This is a genomic window from Saccharopolyspora spinosa NRRL 18395 (assembly GCF_000194155.1).
Lineage (GTDB): Bacteria > Actinomycetota > Actinomycetes > Mycobacteriales > Pseudonocardiaceae > Saccharopolyspora > Saccharopolyspora spinosa.
In genome coordinates, this window is record NZ_GL877878.1 from 2,930,722 (window position 1) to 2,950,141 (window position 19,420).

Annotated in this window: 15 protein-coding genes, 2 tRNA genes and 2 pseudogenes; 7 read left to right on the forward strand and 12 right to left on the reverse strand. The window is 68.9% G+C overall.

Annotated elements, in window-relative coordinates; translation table 11 throughout:
• Window positions 1–145 precede the first annotated feature (145 nt).
• Complete coding sequence (locus SSPN_RS0114730; protein WP_029535341.1) at window positions 146–970, forward strand: siderophore-interacting protein; 825 nt, start codon at window positions 146–148, stop codon at window positions 968–970.
• Window positions 971–1,056: 86 nt separating this feature from the next.
• Here SSPN_RS0114730 and SSPN_RS0114735 read toward each other — a convergent pair whose 3' ends face one another.
• On the reverse strand, window positions 1,057–3,762 hold the full coding sequence (locus SSPN_RS0114735) for a valine--tRNA ligase (protein WP_010695815.1): 2,706 nt from the start codon (window positions 3,760–3,762) through the stop codon (window positions 1,057–1,059).
• 126 nt (window positions 3,763–3,888) lie between these two features.
• Here SSPN_RS0114735 and SSPN_RS0114740 point away from each other — a divergent pair, with 126 nt between their 5' ends.
• The gene (locus SSPN_RS0114740) at window positions 3,889–6,186 is read left to right on the forward strand and encodes an FdhF/YdeP family oxidoreductase (RefSeq protein ID WP_010695818.1); all 2,298 of its coding nucleotides are present in this window, start codon (window positions 3,889–3,891) and stop codon (window positions 6,184–6,186) included.
• A gap of 60 nt (window positions 6,187–6,246) precedes the next feature.
• Here the strand turns inward: SSPN_RS0114740 and SSPN_RS0114745 are convergent, their stop codons facing one another.
• The 3 genes and pseudogenes from SSPN_RS0114745 to SSPN_RS43850 form a co-directional block, all read right to left on the reverse strand.
• A complete protein-coding gene (locus tag SSPN_RS0114745; protein WP_010695820.1) occupies window positions 6,247–6,855 on the reverse strand; it encodes a YwqG family protein in 609 nt (202 codons plus the stop codon).
• A 242-nt stretch (window positions 6,856–7,097) separates the two neighbouring features.
• Window positions 7,098–7,205 carry an MFS transporter small subunit gene (locus SSPN_RS62595; RefSeq protein ID WP_010695822.1) on the reverse strand — a complete coding sequence of 36 codons (108 nt, stop codon included), beginning with the start codon at window positions 7,203–7,205 and terminating at the stop codon, window positions 7,098–7,100.
• Window positions 7,202–8,505: pseudogene (locus SSPN_RS43850) on the reverse strand (OFA family MFS transporter). The gene SSPN_RS62595 and the pseudogene SSPN_RS43850 overlap by 4 nt, the downstream one beginning before the upstream one ends.
• A 104-nt stretch (window positions 8,506–8,609) precedes the next feature.
• On the opposite strand from SSPN_RS43850, the pseudogene fdhD reads away from it, so the two are divergent.
• Window positions 8,610–9,399 (forward strand): annotated as a pseudogene (fdhD, locus tag SSPN_RS43855) (formate dehydrogenase accessory sulfurtransferase FdhD).
• 73 nt (window positions 9,400–9,472) lie between these two features.
• On the forward strand, window positions 9,473–10,348 hold the full coding sequence (locus SSPN_RS0114765) for an alpha/beta hydrolase (RefSeq protein WP_010695825.1): 876 nt from the start codon (window positions 9,473–9,475) through the stop codon (window positions 10,346–10,348).
• A gap of 5 nt (window positions 10,349–10,353) precedes the next feature.
• Here the strand turns inward: SSPN_RS0114765 and SSPN_RS0114770 are convergent, their stop codons facing one another.
• From SSPN_RS0114770 to tig, 5 genes are all read right to left on the reverse strand, one after another.
• The gene (locus SSPN_RS0114770; RefSeq protein ID WP_010695827.1) at window positions 10,354–10,992 is read right to left on the reverse strand and encodes an RBBP9/YdeN family alpha/beta hydrolase; all 639 of its coding nucleotides are present in this window, start codon (window positions 10,990–10,992) and stop codon (window positions 10,354–10,356) included.
• 272 nt (window positions 10,993–11,264) lie between these two features.
• The gene (gene clpX, locus SSPN_RS0114775; RefSeq protein ID WP_010695829.1) at window positions 11,265–12,545 is read right to left on the reverse strand and encodes an ATP-dependent Clp protease ATP-binding subunit ClpX; all 1,281 of its coding nucleotides are present in this window, start codon (window positions 12,543–12,545) and stop codon (window positions 11,265–11,267) included.
• A 231-nt stretch (window positions 12,546–12,776) separates the two neighbouring features.
• Window positions 12,777–13,409 (reverse strand): ATP-dependent Clp protease proteolytic subunit, encoded by a 633-nt coding sequence (locus SSPN_RS0114780; RefSeq protein WP_010695831.1) that lies wholly within the window; start codon window positions 13,407–13,409, stop codon window positions 12,777–12,779.
• 39 nt (window positions 13,410–13,448) lie between these two features.
• The gene (locus tag SSPN_RS0114785; RefSeq protein ID WP_010695833.1) at window positions 13,449–14,072 is read right to left on the reverse strand and encodes an ATP-dependent Clp protease proteolytic subunit; all 624 of its coding nucleotides are present in this window, start codon (window positions 14,070–14,072) and stop codon (window positions 13,449–13,451) included.
• Between the two features lie 446 nt (window positions 14,073–14,518).
• On the reverse strand, window positions 14,519–15,883 hold the full coding sequence (tig, locus tag SSPN_RS0114790) for a trigger factor (protein ID WP_010695835.1): 1,365 nt from the start codon (window positions 15,881–15,883) through the stop codon (window positions 14,519–14,521).
• A 202-nt stretch (window positions 15,884–16,085) separates the two neighbouring features.
• On the opposite strand from tig, the gene SSPN_RS0114795 reads away from it, so the two are divergent.
• Window positions 16,086–17,024 carry a sucrase ferredoxin gene (locus SSPN_RS0114795; protein WP_010695837.1) on the forward strand — a complete coding sequence of 313 codons (939 nt, stop codon included), beginning with the start codon at window positions 16,086–16,088 and terminating at the stop codon, window positions 17,022–17,024.
• 307 nt (window positions 17,025–17,331) lie between these two features.
• Here SSPN_RS0114795 and SSPN_RS0114800 read toward each other — a convergent pair.
• A tRNA-Pro gene (locus SSPN_RS0114800) sits at window positions 17,332–17,405 on the reverse strand.
• A gap of 115 nt (window positions 17,406–17,520) precedes the next feature.
• Between SSPN_RS0114800 and SSPN_RS0114805 the strand changes: the two genes are divergently transcribed.
• Window positions 17,521–17,591 (forward strand) — tRNA-Gly (locus SSPN_RS0114805).
• A gap of 65 nt (window positions 17,592–17,656) precedes the next feature.
• On the opposite strand, the gene SSPN_RS43860 is transcribed toward SSPN_RS0114805, so the two are convergent.
• Window positions 17,657–18,016 carry a tyrosine-type recombinase/integrase gene (locus SSPN_RS43860; protein ID WP_049887593.1) on the reverse strand — a complete coding sequence of 120 codons (360 nt, stop codon included), beginning with the start codon at window positions 18,014–18,016 and terminating at the stop codon, window positions 17,657–17,659.
• Window positions 18,017–18,132: 116 nt separating this feature from the next.
• Complete coding sequence (locus tag SSPN_RS51015) at window positions 18,133–18,558, reverse strand: hypothetical protein (protein ID WP_192814543.1); 426 nt, start codon at window positions 18,556–18,558, stop codon at window positions 18,133–18,135.
• A 315-nt stretch (window positions 18,559–18,873) separates the two neighbouring features.
• Between SSPN_RS51015 and SSPN_RS62600 the strand changes: the two genes are divergently transcribed.
• The gene (locus SSPN_RS62600; RefSeq protein ID WP_101376459.1) at window positions 18,874–19,233 is read left to right on the forward strand and encodes an aminoglycoside phosphotransferase family protein; all 360 of its coding nucleotides are present in this window, start codon (window positions 18,874–18,876) and stop codon (window positions 19,231–19,233) included.
• Window positions 19,234–19,420: the final 187 nt, after the last annotated feature.

Sequence of the window (19,420 nt, forward strand, 5' to 3'; positions counted from 1 at the left end):
CGGGCCGCCGAAGACCCGCTCGGCGGCGGTGGTCGAGCGGTCCGGCGGGGCGAGATCGACGAACGGCGGCCCAGTTCCGAGGGCAGCGTGCTTTATTGTGAGCCTTACTTAGGTTAGGCGTGGCTAATTAATGGAGGTGTTGAGCGTGGCACGCACCAACCTGGCGACGCGGAGGATCAAGCCGGAGCACAGCGAGCTGCTCACCCTGCGGGTGCTCCGCCGGGAGCGGATATCGCCGCACTTCGCCCGGATCACCCTGGGACGCGGGGACGTCGAGGAGTTCCGGTACATGGGCTTCGACCAGTGGTTCCGCCTGTTCATCCCGGTCTCGGAGGACTCGCTGTCCCGGCTGCCGGACAAACTCAACGCGGTCTCCTACGCCAAGTTCCTGACCACCGCGAAGATCTCCCGCCCGGTGCTGCGCAATTACTCGGTGCGCGCCTACCGGCCCGTCGGCCCCGACGGGCCCGAGATCGACGTGGACTTCGTGCTGCACGGCTCCGCGAAGAACGGCACGGCAGGCCCGGCCGCGACGTGGGCGCAGACCTGCGAAGAGGGCGACGCCGTGGCGATCCTCGACGAGGGCATCCGATTCAACCCGCCGCGGGGTGTGGAACACGTGCTGCTGGTGGTGGACGAGACAGGACTTCCGGCCGCGGCGGGCGTGCTGGCCGCACTGGCTCCGGAAACCCGCGGCCTCGCGTTGATCGAGGTCCCGTCCGAAGCCGACCTGCAGCCGTTGGACGCGCCCGCCGGCGTCGAGGTGCGGTGGGTCGTGCGGGACCATCCGGAATCCACCCCCGGGCGGGCGGCGCTCGCGGCCGCCCAGGCGCTGCCGACGGCCACCTCGCCGACCTACGGCTGGGTGGTGGGCGAATCCAACCTGGCCGCCTCGCTGCGTCGGCACTGGATCCGAAACGGCCTGCCGAAGGACCACATCATGTTCTGCGGCTACTGGCGGAAGTCATGACCGCGCAAGGGGGCTGAATCTGCGCCGAGAAATGGGGAGGAGCGGCGATTTCGCGCGAAATCGCCGTCCGCCACTCTCCTGACCGATCAGGCCTCCGGCAGCGCGGCCAAGCGCGCGTTGATGCGGGCGATGTCGGCCTGCGCCGTTTCGCGGCGCGCCTTGATCTTGTCCACCACGTCGGCCGGGGCCTTGGCCAGGAACGCCTCGTTGTTCAACTTCTTGTCGGTGCCCACGAGTTCCTTCTCCGCCGCGGCCAGGTCCTTGGCCAGCCGCTTGCGCTCGGCGACCACGTCAACGGCGCCGGAGAGGTCCAGCTCCACCGACACGTTGCCGCCGCTCAACCCGACCTCGATGGACGCCGACGAGGTGAACCCGTCGGCCGGCTCGGTGACCCGGGCCAGCACCCGCACCGCGGGCACGTGGTCGGCCAGACCCCGCTCCACGACGCCGCCGAGCTTGGCCGCCACCCGCTGACCCGGCTTTAGGCCCTGGTCGGACCGGAACCGCCGGATCTCGGTGATCAGCTTCTGCGCCGCGGCGATCCGCACCGCGGCCGCCTCGTCGGCAGCCGCCCCGGACACCTCCGGCCAGTCCGCGATAACCACGGACTCGCGGCCGGTCAACGCGGTCCACAGTGTCTCGGTGATGAACGGGATGGTCGGATGCAGCAGCCTCAGCAGCACGTCGAGCACGTACCCGAGCACCTCGCGGGTGCGCTCCGCCCGCTCGGCGGCGTCCTGCGGGACATCCGCACCCGGTCGCTGGTCCTGGGCAGGCGAAGAATTATCGCCCACGCCAGCTCCAGAAGCGTCCAGCTGGACCTTGGACAGCTCCAGGTACCAGTCGCAGAACTCGTCCCAGGTGAAGTGGTAGAGCGCCTCGGTGGCCTTGGCGAACTGGAAGTCCTCCAGCAGTTCGTCCACATCGGACACCAACTGGTCGGCCCGGTCCAGGATCCACCGGTCCGCGTCGGTGAGTTCGCCGCGGTCGGCCAGCCGCTCCGGCACCCGTGCGCCGTTCATCATCGCGAACTTGGTGGCGTTGAACAGCTTCGTGCAGAAGCTGCGGGACGCCGCCACCCATTCCTCGCTGATCGGCGAGTCGGTGCCGGGGTTCGCGCCGCGCGCCAAGGTGAACCGCAGCGCGTCGGTGCCGTAGTTGTCCATCCACACCAGCGGGTCGACGGTGTTTCCCGCGGACTTAGACATCTTCTTGCCGTGCGCGTCGCGGACCATGCCGTGCAGCGCGATAACCTTGAACGGCTCCACGCCGTCCATCGCGTAGAGACCGAACATCATCATCCGGGCGACCCAGAAGAACAAGATGTCGTAGCCCGTGACCAGGACGCTGGTCGGGTAGAACTTCCGCAGGTCCGCGGTGTCCACCGGCCACCCCATCGTGGAGAACGGCCACAGGCCCGAGGAGAACCAGGTGTCCAGCACGTCCTCGTCCTGGTGCCAGCCCTCGCCGTTCGGCGGCTCCTCGTCCGGTCCGACGCAGACGACCTCGCCGTTCGGCCCGTACCAGATCGGGATGCGGTGGCCCCACCAGAGCTGCCGCGAGATGGCCCAGTCGTGCAAGTTGTCGACCCAGTCGAAGTAGCGCTTGGTCATCTCCGGCGGGTGCACCGCGACCCGGCCGTCGCGCACCGCGTCGCCGGCGGCTTTGGCCAGCGGGCCGACCTTGACGAACCACTGCAGCGACAGCCGCGGCTCGATCGGCTCCTTCGACCGCGAGCTGTGTCCGACGCTGTGCAGGTACGGGCGCTTCTCCGCGACGATGCGGCCCTGCTCGCGCAGCGCCTCGCGGACGGCGGCGCGGGCCTCGAAGCGGTCCATGCCGTCGAACTGCGTGCTGGTGTGGGCGATCCGGCCCTGCTCGTCCATGATCGTCAACATCGGCAGGTCGTGCCGCTTGCCGATCTCGAAGTCGTTCGGGTCGTGCGCCGGGGTGACCTTGACGGCACCGGTGCCGAACTCCGGGTCAACGTGCTCGTCGGCGACGACCGGGATCTTGCGACCGGTCAGCGGGAGCTCGATCTCGGTGCCGACGAGGTGCTTGTAACGCTCGTCGTCGGGGTGCACCGCGACGGCGGTGTCGCCGAGCATCGTCTCGATCCGGGTGGTGGCGACCACAATCGAGCCATCGCCGTCGCCGTACCGCATGGAGACGAGCTCGCCCTCGACCTCCTTGTGCTCCACCTCGATGTCGCTGATCGCCGAGCGCATCTCCGGCGACCAGTTGACCAGGCGCTCCGCCCGGTAGACCAGGCCGTCGTCGTAGAGCTTCTTGAAGATCGTCTGCACCGCGCGGGACAGCCCGGCGTCCATTGTGAAGCGCTCGCGGGTCCAGTCCACGCTGTCCCCGAGTCGGCGCATCTGGGACAAGATCGCCCCGCCGTGCTTCTCCTTCCACTGCCACACGCGCTCCAGGAACGCCTCGCGGCCCAGGTCGCGGTGGTCGATGCCCTCGTCGCGGAGCTGGCGCTCGACCAGTGCCTGCACCGCGATGCTCGCGTGGTCCATGCCGGGCAGCCACAGCGCCTCGTAGCCCTGCATCCGGCTGCGCCGGGTGAGGATGTCCATCAGGGTGTGTTCGAAGGCGTGCCCGATGTGCAGGCTGCCGGTGACGTTCGGCGGCGGGATGACGATCGAGAACGGCGGCTTGTCGCTGTTGGCGTCGGCGACGAAGTACCCCGCAGCTACCCAGCGCTCGTACAGCTCGGCCTCTACGTCGGCCGGATTCCAGGTCGACGGAAGTTCACGGGGCTGGGCGGCATGGGTCTGTGTCACGCACCGAATTCTACGAGTGCCTGTTCAGCGCGTTTTCCGGGCATTGGGCTGCGCCGCGACCAGCACCGTTGTGAATCCCGACACCTCGGCGATGCCGGTCTGTGAGCGGTGTCGCACGCTATTGCCATGTCGCGTGGAGCCCCAGAACAGGACATCGACGAGAACGCCCTCCGAGTCGGTCAGCCCGGCCACGCCGCGGCGGGTGTGAAGGGCGTGCTGGTCTCGCTGCAGCGCAGTTGGGAGCAGATGGGCCTAGCCCGGACCGTCCGGACGTTGCCGCTGCTGAACCAGCGCGCGGGCTTCGACTGCCCGGGCTGCGCGTGGCCGGACCCGCGCGAGGCCGAGGGCGACAAGCGCAAGATCGCGGAATTCTGCGAGAACGGCGCGAAGGCCGTGGCCGAGGAGGCGACGACGCGGCGGGTCGGGCCGGAGTTCTTCGCCCGCCACCCGGTCGCCGAGCTGGCCGGCAAGACCGACTACTGGCTGGGCCAGCAGGGTCGGCTGACGCAGCCGATGATCCTGCGCGACGGCGACAGCCACTACCGCCCGATCGACTGGGGCGAGGCGTTCGAGGTGATCGCGACGAACCTGCGCGGGCTGGCTTCGCCCGACGAGGCCGCGTTCTACACCTCGGGCCGCACCAGCAACGAGGCGGCGTTCCTCTACCAGTTGCTGGTGCGCAGCTTCGGCACGAACAACCTGCCGGACTGCTCGAACATGTGCCACGAGTCGTCGGGGTCGGCGTTGACCGAGACCATCGGCATCGGCAAGGGCTCGGTGTCGCTGTCCGATGTGGAGCACGCGGACCTGGTGCTGGTGGTGGGCCAGAACCCGGGCACCAACCACCCGCGGATGCTGTCCTCGCTGGAGAAGGTCAAGCGGCGCGGCGGGCGGATCATCGCGGTCAACCCGCTGCCGGAGACCGGCCTGATGCGGTTCAAGAACCCGCAGAACGTGCGCGGCGTGGTCGGCGACGGCACCCAGCTGGCCGACGAGTTCGCGCAGATCCGCATCGGCGGCGACCTGGCGCTGTTCAAGGCCATCAACGCGCTGGTGATCAAGGCGGGGGCGGTGGACCAGGACTTCGTCGACACCTACACGCACGGCTTCGACGAGTTCGCCGCCCAGTCCACCGACGTCGACTGGGAGGCCACCGCCGAGGCCACCGGGCTGGCCCGCGAGCAGATCGAGCGGATCGCGGAGATGCTGATCTCGTCGCAGCGCACGGTGGCGTGCTGGGCGATGGGGCTGACCCAGCACAAGCAGGGCGTCGCAACCATCCGCGAGGTGGTCAACCTGCTGTTGCTACGCGGGATGATCGGCAAGCCTGGCGCCGGGGTGTGCCCGGTCCGCGGCCACTCGAACGTGCAAGGCGACCGGACGATGGGCATCTGGGAGAAGATGCCGGAGAAGTTCCTGGACGCCTTGGAGCGCGAGTTCGGGGTGCCGGTGCCGCGCCACCACGGTCTGGACACAGTGGACACCATCCGGGCCATGCAGTCCGGCCGGGTCAAGGCGTTCCTGGGGATGGGCGGGAACTTCGTGTCCGCGACGCCGGACACCGACGCCACCGCGCAGGCGCTGCGCGGTTGCGAGCTGACGGTCCAGGTGTCCACGAAGCTCAACCGCTCGCACGCGACCCCGGGCCGGACCGCGCTGATCCTGCCCGCGCTCGGCCGCACGGAACGCGACGTGCAGGGCGGCGGGGAGCAGTTCGTGACAGTCGAGGACTCGATGTCGGTGGTGCACGCCTCGCGCGGACGGCTCGCCCCGGCATCCGAGCACCTGCTCTCCGAGGTCGCGATCATCTGCCGGCTGGCCCGCGAGTTGCTCGGCCCGGACCACCCGGTGCGCTGGGAGTCCTTCGAGCTCGACTACGACGTGATCCGCGACCACATAGCGCAGGTGGTGCCCGGCTGCGCGGACTACAACCGCCGGGTCCGCGAACCGGACGGTTTCGTGCTCCCGCACCCGCCGCGCGACAGCCGCACCTTCCCGACTGCGACGGGCAAGGCGAACTTCACGGTTAACGTCCCGGAGCCGATCCGGGTGCCCGCCGGGCGCCTGCTGCTGCAGACGCTCCGCAGCCACGACCAGTACAACACCACGATCTACGGCCTGTCGGACCGCTACCGTGGCGTGGCGGACGGCCGCCGCGTGGTGCTGGTCAACCCCGAGGACATCACGGAACTCGGCTTCGCGGCGGGAGATCAGGTGAACGTGATCTCGGAGTGGACGGCGGCGGACGGCTCGCTCGAAGAGCGCCGCGCGGACCGCTTCCGGATCGTCGCCTACCCGACGGCCAAGGGTTGCGCGGCCGCCTACTATCCGGAGGCCAACCCCCTGGTCCCGCTGAACTCGGTGGCGGAGAAATCCAACACACCGGTCTCCAAGGCTGTCATCATCCGCATGGAACGGGCCTGACGTGCCCGTGAGTGCTTTCGGGCTACCGCACCCAAGAGCACTCACGGGCCCTGATCAGCGTCAGCCGCATTGCCACAGGAAGCGGCCTTGGCCGGTTTTCTCGTCGAGGAAGGCGTAGGCGACACCCGCGTCGCCCAGGTTCATGTCGAACGGTTCGTCCGCGCTGTCCAGCTGCGCCACGAACCGCCAGGTGCCGGGTTCGTCCGGCCACTCCTCGCCCTGCAGCCAGCCCGGTTCGCCCCAGAGGTGGCTGCGCAGCAGGTCGTTGTCGTCGTCGGTGGCGGCGTCGGGGTCGTGCGGGGTGAGTTCCGCTCGGTGGTCCAGGCCGAACGTGGGGCCGCGGCGGATGCTGGCCACCTGGTAGAAGTCCGCCGGTTCGCCGGGCTGGGCGAAGAAGGCGTTCTCACCGCCGGCCGGGTCGTAGGTGCCATCGACGAATGCGCCGGGATCGTCTTCGGTCATGAACAGGTATCCGAGCCGGACCTCCTCGCCCGGCAGGCGGATCTGACCGATGAACCGCATCGGCCGGCCGGTGCTCGCCGACAGCGGCCAGGTCGGATCGGCCAGCCAAACTGGCTGGCCGCCGAACTTGGTGATCGGTTCGGTGATCGGCTCCGGCGCTTCCGCGAAGCCCAGGTTCTGCCGATCGAGCGGGGTGCTGGTGGCCATCGCATTCCTAACTGTGCGGGGTGCGCGACCGACGTTAGCGCCACCAACCACCCACCGGGTGCTGAACGGGCTGAAACGGTCCAGCCGAACCGACCGGTCCGCAATTTCAATGAGCCTGTTTCATCACACAAGTCCAGGATCCCGGACTTGTGAAGGCCGCTGAGGTTCCGCTCCCACACCGCAACGCAAGAAGCGGTTGGAAACGCTCATCGACCGGTTCCCGCGCTGAACCGACGCCGCGGTCAGCCGGTGAAGAGCTGGGTGACCTTCTGGACGAGTTCGTACCCGCCGTAGGCGAAGGGCACGCCGACCCACGCCCACGCGAAGAGGAGCAGTCCCCGGCGGTTCATCGCGCACCTCCCGTGGCCGGTTCGTGGAACCTGGGGTTGACCGGCCGCACCAGTTCGTTGGCCACGAATCCCACGACGAGCAGGCCGATCATGATGTACAGCGACGTCGTGTACAGGTCCGGCCCGATGGCACCGGCCGCCTTGCGGACATCGGCGATCGCGTTGACGATCAGCGGCCCCAACACGCCGGCCACCGACCACGCGGTGAGCAGCCGCCCGTGGATGGCGCCCACCTCGTAGCTGCCGAACAGGTCCTTCAGGTAGGCGGGGATCGTCGCGAAGCCGCCGCCGTAGAACGACAGGATCAGCATCGCGCACAGCACGAAGACCGGGACCCCGGTCGCCCCGAACAACATGATGGCCAGGTACAGCAGCACCCCGCCGCCGAGGTAGAACCGGTAGATGTTCTTGCGCCCGAAGATGTCCGATGTGGACGACCAGATGAAGCGCCCGGCCATGTTGGTCAGCGAAAGCAGCGCGACGAACCCGGCCGCGGCGCCGGTCGCGACGGGTGTCGAGCTCTCCGCGAAGAAACCGACGATCATCGGCGATGCTTTCTCCAGGATGCCGATCCCGGCCGTGACGTTGCAGCACAGGACCACCCACAGCAGCCAGAACTGCGGCGTGCGCACCGCGTTGCGGGCCGCCACGTTCGCCGTGGTGATCAGCGGGCGGGCCACCTGCTTCGGCGCCGCTGCGGGGCGCCAGTCCTGCGGCGGCACCCGCACCAGCGCCACGCCCAGCGACATGAACACGCCGTAGACCAGCCCGTGCACCAGGAAGGTCAGCGCGATCCCGGACCGACCGGTGCCGAATGCCTCCAGCATCTGGGTCGACCACGGCGAGGCGATCAGCGCGCCCCCGCCGAAGCCCATGATGGCGATGCCGGTCGCCATGCCCGGCCGGTCCGGGAACCACTTGATCAGCGTCGACACCGGCGAGATGTAGCCGATGCCCAGCCCGATCCCGCCGACGAACCCGTACCCGAACACCACCACAGCAGGAATCCCAGCGAGAAGCAGGTGGTGGACACCGTCATGGCCCACCGCGGGCCGCGGCGCTCCACCAGCGTCCCGCCCAGCGCGGCGGACAGCCCGAGCATTACGATGCCCAGCTGGAACGGGAGCGCGCTCAGCGTCCCGGACAGGCCGAGGGCTCCTTCCAGCGGCGGTTTGAAGACACTCCAGGCGTAGACCTGCCCGATGGACAGGTGCACGGCGAGGGCGGCGGGCGGAACCAGCCACCGGTTCCAGCCAGCGGGTGCGACGATTCGGGCGGGAGCGAGCAGGTCTGCGACCATGAAACCTCCCCGATGCGGCGTTGATCACAGCGCGGCTGAGCATACTGTGTGCAAGTCATCCGATGAAGCGCGTTTCGCCGACGCAGCCTGGTAGGGAGGGCCTGATGGGACGCGTCACCATGCGACGACCGGTGCTGAAGATCGCCGCCGACGGCACCCGGACCAGGCCCGACACCCTGGTCGCCGAGGAGCCGCTGGAGATCCGGGTCAACGGCACCCCGCTCTCTCCTGCTGACCGAGGGCGTAATCCACGACAAGGACCAGCTGTCCACGGCCCGCTTCTGCGACAGCCCCGGCCCGGACGGCCGCAACACCTACAACGTGCTCGACATCCTGCTCGCGCCCGGCGTGCAGCCGCCGGACGCCTCTGTGACGCGCAACTTCTACACCACCTCGTCCTGCGGGGTGTGCGGCAAGGCCGCGCTGGACTCGGTCCGGCTGAGCACCCGCCACTCCCCCGCCGACGACCCGCTGAGGCTGGCACCCGCCACCCTCATCGAGCTCCCCGACCGGTTGCGGGCCGCCCAGCGCGTCTTCGACACCACCGGGGGGCTGCACGCGGCAGGCCTGTTCGATTCCGACGGCGAGGTGCTCGTGGTGCGCGAGGACGTCGGCAGGCACAACGCGGTCGACAAGGTCCTGGGCTGGGCCCTGCTGGCGGACCGGGTGCCGTTGACCGGATGCGTGCTGATGGTGTCCGGCCGGGCTTCGTTCGAACTCGTGCAGAAGGCCGCGATGGCCGGGGTGCCCGCGCTCGCTGCGGTGTCCGCGCCGTCGTCGCTGGCCGCGGACCTCGCGGCGGAGCAGGGCATGACGTTGATCGGGTTCCTCCGCGGCCGGTCCATGAACGTCTACACCGGAGCCGAGCGCATCGTGACGAAGGACATCGCCTGATTACGCCCCATCCTGTTGGTGGCGGGACATGCCGTTGGCACGATGAAAGCGGAACGGCCAAACGGGAGGGCGCATGGGCGACGGTGAATCGCGCGGCCGCATGCTGAGTCGGCGCAGCGTCCTCGCCTCCGGTGTCGCCGGGCTCGGCGCGCTGGGCATCGGGCTGACCGCCGACCTCGACTCGCGCCCGGCGGTGCAGCTGGCCGACGCGTCGAACGTCTTCATGGAGCAGGTGTACTCGCAGGCCCGCAACTGCCCCGTCCACCTCGTCACGATGTACCCGAAAGGCGTTGCGCGCGAAGGACTTCCGGTCTGCCTGATGCTGCACGGCCGGTTCGGCGACGCGCGCAAGTCGGCGGGCGGGCTACCGAACTGGCTGTCCGACTCGGTCGCGGCCGGCCGCATCCCGCCGTTCGCGTTCCTCGCCGTGGACGGCGGCGGGAACAGCTACTGGCACCGGTGGCCCGGCGATGATCCGATGTGGATGTTGCTCGACGAAGTGCCACGCTGGCTCGCCGAACGCGGCCTCGGCGGCGAAGGCGGCCGACCATTCGCGGCCGCCGGCATCTCGATGGGCGGCTTCGGCGCGCTGCTCTACGCCCGCCGCCGCCGCGAGCAGGGCGACCCGCTGTCGGCCGCCGCCGTGGTCTCCCCGGCGCTGATCACCAGCTGGCTGGAGATGAGCAAGCGGCGGGCCTTCGCAAACGAGGCGGAGTGGGCCGAGATGGACCCGCTCCGCCACATCGGCGCGCTCGGCGACCTCCCGCTAGGCGTGTGGTGCGGCACCGAGGACCGCTTCATCGACGGCACCCGCCGCTTCATCGACGCCGCCCAGCCCGAGTACGCCTCGACCACCCCAGGCGGCCACAACAGCCGCTACTACCGCAAGGCGCTGCCGGAACTCGTCGACTTCGTCGGCACCCAGCTCGCCCGCTCAAGCGACAGGTGAAGGGCTCACACCAGGCGTAGGCGTTCCTGGGACGCGCCCGCGGTGTAGGTGTCCGTGTCGAAGCGGTCGTTGAGCGGAACCGTGTCGTACAGGGACCAGCGCAGCACCGCCGGCCACGGACCGTAGCCGGCGTCGGTGTTGAGGTGCTCGCCGTCGAGGATGACGTCCATCTCGACCTGCAGGTCCTCGGCCAACGCATGCGCCTGGTACATCGACAGGTAGGGGTCGCCGGTGCCGACCACGAGGCGGGTGATCCCGGCGGCCCGGCGCAGCGCCGAGGCGTCCGTCGGATAAGGCGTGATGCCCTGGGCGTCGGGGTGCTGCCAGTCCCGGGCCGGCGGGGACACGAGCAGGACCCGGTCCGCGCGCCGGGACCGCCCGGCGATCGTCGCCGCGTGGTGCAGCCACAGCGCCACCCCGCAGGAATGGGCCGCGACGACCAGTTCGGCTTCCGGTGGCACTGCCTCCAGCCGCTCCCGCAGCACCGGCAGCCAGTTCTCGAGCATCGGCCGACCGGGGTCGGGCAGGGCCGGCAGGTCTACCTGGACGCCCTGTTCCCGGAGCTGACCGGCGAGCCACTGCTGCCAATGCCAAGGGCCGGAACCGCTCATTCCGTGAACCAGCAGGACATGCATCTCGCTCATGGCACCGCTCCCGGAGAAACGTTGGTCTGGTCGCACCCAATGATCATCTAACCCCGATGGATCCGCTGGCCGCGACCGGTACCCACCGATCCGGTCATAATCAAGCTACGGGCGGGCGCCCACCCGAGGAGCAGCCCGAAGGGCACCGCCGTCGGCACCCTTCGCACCGACTCGTCAGCCGCTGAACGCGCTCGCGACGCGCGGGCCCGCGCAGCACGTTACCGCACGACCGACTGCGAAACCGCCGGGTTCCTGCCGCTCCCCAGCTGACCTCAGGCGGACTTCTCGCGGCGCTCGCGACGAGTGGCCTGGCGGGCAACGATCGTCGGGTTGACGTTCTCGCGCACCGTCTGCTCGGTAATCACGACCTTGGCCACGTCCGAACGGCTCGGGATGTCGTACATCACCGGCAGCAGGACCTCCTCCAGGATCGCGCGCAGCCCGCGGGCACCCGTGCCCCGCAGGATCGCCTGGTCGGCGATGGCCTCCAACGCGGTCTTGGTGAACTCCAGCTCCACGTTGTCCATCTCGAACAACCGCTTGTACTGCTTCACCAGCGCGTTGCGCGGCTCGGTGAGGATCTGCACCAGCGACGGCTTGTCCAGGTTGGTGACGCTGGCGACCGTGGGCAGGCGGCCGATGAACTCGGGAATCAAGCCGAACTTGATCAGGTCCTCGGGCATCACGTCGGCGAAGTGGTCGGTGATGTCGATCTGGTTCTTCGACCGCAGCTCCGCGCCGAACCCGACGCTGTGCTTGCCGACCCGGTCCTCGACGATCTTCTCCAGCCCGGCGAACGCGCCCGCCACGATGAACAGCACGTTCGTGGTGTCGATCTGGATGAACTCCTGGTGCGGGTGCTTGCGACCGCCCTGCGGCGGGACGCTCGCGGTGGTGCCTTCCAGGATCTTCAGCAGCGCCTGCTGCACGCCCTCGCCGGAGACGTCGCGAGTGATCGACGGGTTCTCGCTCTTGCGCGCGATCTTGTCGACCTCGTCGATGTAGATGATCCCGGTCTCGGCCCGCTTGACGTCGTAGTCGGCCGCCTGGATCAGCTTGAGCAGGATGTTCTCCACGTCCTCGCCCACGTAACCGGCCTCGGTGAGCGCGGTGGCGTCAGCGATCGCGAACGGGACGTTGAGCATCTTGGCCAGCGTCTGGGCCAGGTAGGTCTTGCCGCAGCCGGTAGGCCCGAGCATCAGGATGTTCGACTTGGCCAGCTCGACGGCCTCTTCACCGCGGCTCTCCCGGCGCTCACCAGCCTGGATGCGCTTGTAGTGGTTGTAGACCGCGACCGACAGGTTCCGCTTCGCCGGGTCCTGCCCGATGACGTACTGGTCGAGGAACTCGTGGATCTCGGCCGGCTTCGGCAGCTCGTCGAGCTTGACCTCGCCCGCCTCGGCCAGTTCCTCCTCGATGATCTCGTTGCAGAGATCGATGCACTCATCGCAGATGTACACGCCGGGGCCGGCGATGAGTTTCTTCACCTGCTTCTGGCTCTTCCCGCAGAAGGAGCACTTCAGCAGGTCGCCGCCGTCACCGATACGTGCCATGACCGCTGACCCCGTCCCCTCCAGCGCGCCGTCCGGTAGCGCGCCTGACCGTATGTGTCTCCGACGGTACCTGTCGTTCCCCGGGTTCGGGGAGACTCACAGTGTCCGCCATTGCCGAGCGTGGTGTGACCAGCGCCGCGTTCGGCGTGTCGTGCATGACGGCCGGGCGTGGCGCAACCACCACGCCCGGCCGTCCGCTCCGCCCTCGCGAGCGGAGCCGTTGCAATCTCCCTACGCCTTCTGCGCCGACAGCTTCCGGTAGGGCAGGACCTCGTCGATGATGCCGTACTCGGCGGCCTGCTCGGCCGTGAGGATCTTGTCCCGGTCGATGTCGTCGCGGACCTGCTCCTGAGACCGGGTGGTGTGCTTCGCCAACGTGGTCTCCAGCAGTTCGCGCATCCGCTGCACCTCGGCGGCCTGGATCTCCAGGTCGGAAACCTGGCCGTAGATGCCCTCGACCGACGGCTGGTGGATCAGGATCCGCGAGTTCGGCAGCGCCATCCGCTTGCCCTTGGTGCCGGCGGCCAGCAGCACCGCCGCGGCCGAGGCCGCCTGCCCGAGGCAGATGGTGCGCACGTCCGGCCGGACGTACTGGATGGTGTCGTAGATGGCCATCAGCGCGGTGAACGAACCACCGGGCGAGTTGATGTACATCTGGATCTCGCGGTCCGGGTCGTCGGACTCCAGGAACAGCAGTTGCGCCATCACGTCGTTGGCCGACGCGTCGTCGACCTGGACGCCGAGGAACACGATGCGCTCCTCGAACAGCTTGTTGTACGGGTTCGACTCCTTCACCCCGTACGCGGTGCGCTCGACGAACGAGGGCAGGACGTACCGGGACTGCAAAGATTCGTAAGGGTTCACGACAGGTGACTCCTCGTTGCTAGGTCTCGGGTGGGGTGATCAGCCGGGCAGGTTCGCGGCGCTCGCCACGTGGTCCACGAACCCGTACTCGCGGGCCTCCTCCGCGGTGAACCAGCGGTCGCGGTCCGAGTCCTGCGTGATCTTCTCCACCGTCTGACCGGTCTGCTCGGCGATCAGCTGAGCCATTTCCTTCTTGTGCCGGGAGAACATCTTGGCCTGGATCTCGATGTCCGAAGCCGTACCGCCGAGACCGGCCGACGGCTGGTGCATCATGATCCGCGCGTGCGGCAGCGCGAAGCGCTTGCCCTTGGCGCCCGCGGACAGCAAGAACTGCCCCATCGAAGCGGCCATGCCCATCGCCACGGTGGCCACGTCCGGCTTGATCAGCTGCATGGTGTCGTAGATCGCCATGCCCGCCGTCACCGAACCACCCGGCGAGTTGATGTAGAGCGAAATGTCGCGGTCCGCGTCCTCCGCCGCCAGCAGCAGCAGCTGCGAGCAGATCTGGTTCGAGATCGAGTCCTCGACCTGGGAGCCGAGGACGATGATGCGCTCCCGCAGCAGCCGCTCGTAAACCGAGTCGTTGAGCGAGAGCCCGTTCGTCCCCGTCCGCATGGACGGCGACTGCGCGTCGGACGTCGGAACAGTCAGGTGCTGCGTCACGTCTCCCTGCCTTCTCCCACAATGGGCCGTTGTCCACCGGGGCCACATCGGCCACTCCGCCCACTTCCACAGTGGACCGCGACCTCGGTGATGTCCTGCTTCCCTCTCGGGTGATCCGCTACAACCGACCCTAACGAACGTGGACGGCACCAGCTTCCCAGTACCGCCCACGTTCGCTTAGAGCATGCGTAGAGATTGCTCGGACTGGCCTTGGCGTGGCGGTGCGGGTAGCGGAACCTCAGAGGCCTTCTCGGCTCCGGAATCCCGACGCACGTATGTCCAAATACGTCGTGTCGGGGTTGTCCTCGCGAGAAGGCCTCTGAGAACCCGCGGCGGTGCAAGCTGCGAAGGTGGCAGGAAACGGCTAACGCCGCTTGCCCGACGCCCACCTGCGGATCACACCCAGTCCGGCTAGCTCTATATCCAGTTGTCGCCTGAGCGGCTGGTCACTCCGCCGTCGCCGTCTCGGCCGCCTCGTCCGACTCGGACTCCTGCGGGCCGAACAGCTCGTCCAGGTCCAGCTCGTTGCCGGCCTCGTCGGTGACGGTGGCCTGGCGAACGACCGAGAACAGCGCCTTGCTGCGGCGCACGTCGGCGTACAGCGCGCCGAGCTGGCCCGACTGCTGGGCCTGCTGGACGAACTGGTCCGGGCTCATTCCGAAGCGCTGGGCTTGGTAGATGATCCGCTGGGTGAGCTCGTCGTCGGAGACGGACACGTCCTCGGCGTCGGCGATGGTGTCCAGCACCAGCTGGGTCTTGACCGCCTTCTCCGCCTCAGTGCGAGTCTCGGCGTCGAACTCCTCGCGGGTCTTCTCCTGCTGCTCAAGCCACTCTTCGAGGCGCGCCTCGTCGTGGTCGAACGGGTGCACCGCGTCGTGCTGGCGCGCCTCGATCTCCGACTCGACGACCTTCTCCGGCAGCGGCACCTCGACGGTCTCCAGCAGCACGTCCAGGACCTTGTCCCGGGCCTCCATGCCCTGCTGCATCTTCTTGACCCGGCCCAGCCGCTCCCGCAGGTCGGCGACGAGCTCCTCGACGGTGTCGAACTCGCTGGCCATCTGCGCGAACTCGTCGTCGGCCTCGGGCAGCTGGCGCTCCTTGACGGAGTTGAGCGCGACCGAAACCTCGGCGTCCTTGCCGGCGTACTCACCGGCCACCAGCTTCGTGGTGAACGTCTTGGTGTCGCCCTCGCTCGCGCCGATCAGCGCGTCGTCGATGCCTTCGATGAGCTGGCCGGAGCCGATCTCGTAGGACAGGCCGCTGGTCTTGGCGTCCTCGACGTCCTCGCCGTCGACGGTGGCCGACAGGTCGATGCTGACGAAGTCGCCCTCCTGCGCGGGGCGCTCCACCCCGGCGAGGGTGCCGAAGCGGGCGCGCAGCGAGTCGAGCTGCTCGGTCACCTCGTCCTCGGTGACCTCGACGTTGTCCACGCTGACCGACAGCTCGCCGAAGGCGGGCACGGTGATCTCGGGGCGGACGTCGACCTCGGCGGTGAACGCGATCTCCGCGCCGTCCTCGATCTTGGTCACCTCGATCTCCGGGCGACCGAGGGTGCGCACCTCGCTGCTGTTGACTGCCTCCAGGTACTTGGCCGGAACCGCTTCGTTGACGACCTCGTCGAGCACGGGGCCCCGACCGATGCGGCTCTCCAGCACCCGCGCCGGGACCTTGCCCGGCCGGAAGCCGGGGATGCGGACCTGCTGGGCGAGTGCCTTGTACGCGCGGTCGAAGTTCGGCTTGAGCTCGTCGAACGGCACCTCGACGTTGATCCGGACGCGCGTCGGGCTCAGGTGCTCGACGGTGCTCTTCACGTGGTCTCCTAGTGCGAACGTGCTTGATTCCCGGCGCTACCAACGGGCGCGGCGTACCACCACGTCCAACGATGCCGGGCTGCCCTCCGAGTCTATTGCTTCCCGCCCGGGCACCCGGCCCGGGGTTGCAACTACCCGCGTTGGCAAGCCTCACCTAAGCCCGAATGCTCCGTTGAACCGACATCCGTGTTTGAGTGGAAACGTGCTCCACACCGCAGCCAACGCCGCTACCTGCGCCGCACTGTCCGAAGCGCTCGCCGAGCCGATGCCCGGCACCGCAGCGGTCGCCGACAGCTGGCTGTGCCTGGAACAGCGCGGCCCCTGGGGCCACAACGCGCTGACCCAGAGCCACCTGGACCCCGAGCTAGGGCAGGCGCTGTCCGCGCGGGCCGGCCAGCACCGGGTGCGGATCCAGCTCATCCGGCACCCCGGGCGGCACGCGGACACCGCCGGTGACCAGCAGCGGCGGGTGTTCCTCGCGCACACCGCTCCCGGCACCGGCTGGCTGCGGACGGCGACCATTACGGACCCCGCCGAACTCCTCGAACTCGACTTCGCCCGGATCGCGGCCGGTAACCACGACGACTGGGGGCAACCCACCACCGAGCCGCTGCTGCTGGTGTGCACCAACGGCCGCCGCGACCGGTGCTGCGCCCTCCTCGGCCGCGAACTGATCACCGAACTCGCCGGGCGGCACGACGGCCGGATCTGGGAGTCCACGCACACCGGCGGGCACCGCTTCGCGCCCGCCGCGGTCGTGCTGCCCAGCGGATACACCTACGGGCGGCTGACCGCGCACACCGCCGATGCGGTGCTGTCCTCCGCCGCGGCCGGGAAGGTCGTCCTCGACCACTGCCGAGGCCGATCCACGTGGAGCCGCGCCGGACAAGCCGCCGAACTCGCCCTCCGGGAGCGCCTGGGCGAATACCTCGCCGACGCCCTGCGCGTCACCGGCGAAGAAGCACACCAGGTGCTGATCGACCACGAGGACGGCCGACGCTGGCAGGTCGAGGTCCGGGAACGCGAACTCGACCCGCCCCGGCCCAACAGTTGCGGCAAGACGGCGATCCGCCCCACCGCCTGCACCGTCGAAACCATCAACCGCCGACCAGCGCCCCAACCGCCGAACCCAACTGAGTAGGCGTCACGGCGGTCACGATGCCCTCCGAAGGCGCCGACGCAGGCGAAACCGGCGGACCCGGCACGCACAGCGAAACGACGACGAGGAAAGCCACCGCGGCGCCCAGCACCGCGCACACCAGAAAGGTTGGCAGCTGGACCCGGAAACCGGCCAGACTCGAATCGCGCACGAAGGGGAAATCGGCCGCCCACCACAGACCGTTACCACCCGCAGCTAGCTGCTGCGACGCACATCACCACGCCCAACACGCCGGCCGGCAAAAAAAGAAAACCGGCCACTCACCGATGGTGAGCGGCCGGCCGCGACGTCGGGGTGGCGGGATTTGAACCCACGACCCCTCGCACCCAAAGCGAGTGCGCTACCAAACTGCGCCACACCCCGTCCGACGTGCGGAGCACCCGGAAACCCCGGGTGCGTTGTGGAGAGCCTATCGCGACCCGCTAAGCTGTGGCACGCAAGGTCGCCCAAACCCGCGAGGGCCAGGCGAAACCGGCGCGCGGGCGTAGCTCAATGGTAGAGCCCCAGTCTTCCAAACTGGCTACGCGGGTTCGATTCCCGTCGCCCGCTCAACACTCTCACCAACAAAAATGACGCCCGCCTCCGATCATGGAAGGGGCGGCCTTCGCGTGCAATTAGCTATCACCGCTCGTGTCCTGTACGAGGGCGTCGAGCCGGTCGGCCAGAACACGATCCCGTTCGCTCGTGGCGTGCTGGTAGATGAGCGCCGCGCGTATCGACCCGTGGCCCATCCGGTGCATCAGCTCCCGAGTGCTGGCACCTGCGGCGGCGGGCAGATGGTTGCCGGTGTGCCGGAGGTCGTGGAAGTGGAAACCGCTGGGCAGGCCCGGCTTCACCACGGTCGCCGTGCACGCGGTGCTGCGGTGGAAGGTGCCTCGCCTCAGTGGTCCACCCCGCTCCCCGACGAAGACCAGGCACTCCGAACCGTCCTCGGCGAATTTGGCGAGACCCGCACCAGGCCGTCGCGGATGCACGGCCCCGCGGCACGCAGGGTGGACCACAGGATCGAGCCCTTACCGGCCCCGAGGCGCCCGGGACGGGCTGGTGCCCGGGCAGCACGCTCGCGGTGAAGGGTTCGCCGTGTTCGTTGTCACTGATCTCCAGCGCCGACAGGTCCACCTAGTCCACCGACGCGGGGATGTCCGGGGCCGGGATGACGCGGCCAAAAAGCAGCTCGCGCTCGACGACTAGGGCGACGACGCGGCCGGGCACGGATGACCGCCACCCGGTGGGCGATCAGAGCCTCCGCGAGTACGGGGGCGTGGTCCTGCCAGTGGGCGAGGTCCTGGCCCCGCACCATCCGCACGTGGAGGGTGTCGATCGTCGGCGTAGCGGAGCGGACCCGCATCACCCGCGGAACAAGGGTTTCGCCGCTGTGGCGGTGCTCCCGGGTCAGGCCACAGTCGGCGAGCAGGGACGCCCACCGGCGGCCCCGGTAGCTCGTCCAGCGCCGCCAGCACGCCCGCACGTGCGGGGCGATGTCGCGGTCGAAGGAGGCCGGGTGTCCGCGCCACACGCCAGCACCAGCACAGCGACCGCGCCGTAGCCGGCCACCGCGGCGATCGGGCCGACGACCACGAGCAGGACGACGGCCAGGGCCGGGTGGAGCAGGAACAGCGGGTGTCGCAGTAGCCAGACCAGGACGCGCCACTCGCGGCCTGCGGGTCGGTGGGATCAGCGCATCGGTGTGCGGGCCGGTCCGGTCATAGGGTTGCCCTACGCTGATTCATCGCTACTCAAGTCCTTCGCAGGTCGGGTAGCGGGCTGCCCGCGCCGGCCAAGAATTCGCGCGGGCACCCCACCAAATGGCTTGTAAGTGTTGTCCTTGCGGATGACCGGCCGCGCCGCGTTGTGGCGACGACGACATGCCGCCCCACAGGCGGCTCGTGTCCGAGCAGCAGCGCCGTCCCGCCCTCGATGCCCTCGACGCACTCGGAGCCCGCCTCAGGCTGCACGCCTCTGCCACGGCGATCTGTCACCCTGGAACGTCCTCATGGGCGCCGACCGGCTCTGGCTCATCGACCCCCGCGGAGTCAACGGCGAACCCGCATACGACGTCGCCGTGGTCGCACTGAAAGCGTGCCTCGACGATCCGGCCCCAGCCGTCGCCGTTGCACGATCCCTCGCCGCGTCAACGGGTGCTGCTCCCGAGCGCGCGGCCCGATGGGTTCCCAACGCGTCCGCCGCCTGAGTGTGACCGAAACCACTGGTCACGGCGCCTTAGCGTGCACCGTGTCTAGACTTTTCATTCCGTATCAAGGCGGCGCCTTCGGCGCCGCATCGTGGAGGGGAGCGGTCGGGCGTGCGGCCTCCGGCCTGTCCCGACCGCTCCACTCCACACCTGGGCAGGTAAACATTCAGGTGCTTTGCTGTGGGCA

Bases quoted from the DNA above. Each gene is read 5' to 3' on its own strand.
- SSPN_RS0114740 (WP_010695818.1), top strand. From the start codon at position 3,889: ATGTCGCGTGGAGCCCCAGAACAGGACATCGACGAGAACGCCCTCCGA.
- SSPN_RS0114770 (WP_010695827.1), bottom strand. From the start codon at position 10,992: ATGAGCGAGATGCATGTCCTGCTGGTTCACGGAATGAGCGGTTCCGGC.
- SSPN_RS62600 (WP_101376459.1), top strand. From the start codon at position 18,874: ATGACCGGCCGCGCCGCGTTGTGGCGACGACGACATGCCGCCCCACAG.
- SSPN_RS0114765 (WP_010695825.1), top strand. From the start codon at position 9,473: ATGGGCGACGGTGAATCGCGCGGCCGCATGCTGAGTCGGCGCAGCGTC.
- clpX (WP_010695829.1), bottom strand. From the start codon at position 12,545: ATGGCACGTATCGGTGACGGCGGCGACCTGCTGAAGTGCTCCTTCTGC.
- SSPN_RS62595 (WP_010695822.1), bottom strand. From the start codon at position 7,205: ATGAACCGCCGGGGACTGCTCCTCTTCGCGTGGGCGTGGGTCGGCGTG.
- SSPN_RS0114745 (WP_010695820.1), bottom strand. From the start codon at position 6,855: ATGGCCACCAGCACCCCGCTCGATCGGCAGAACCTGGGCTTCGCGGAA.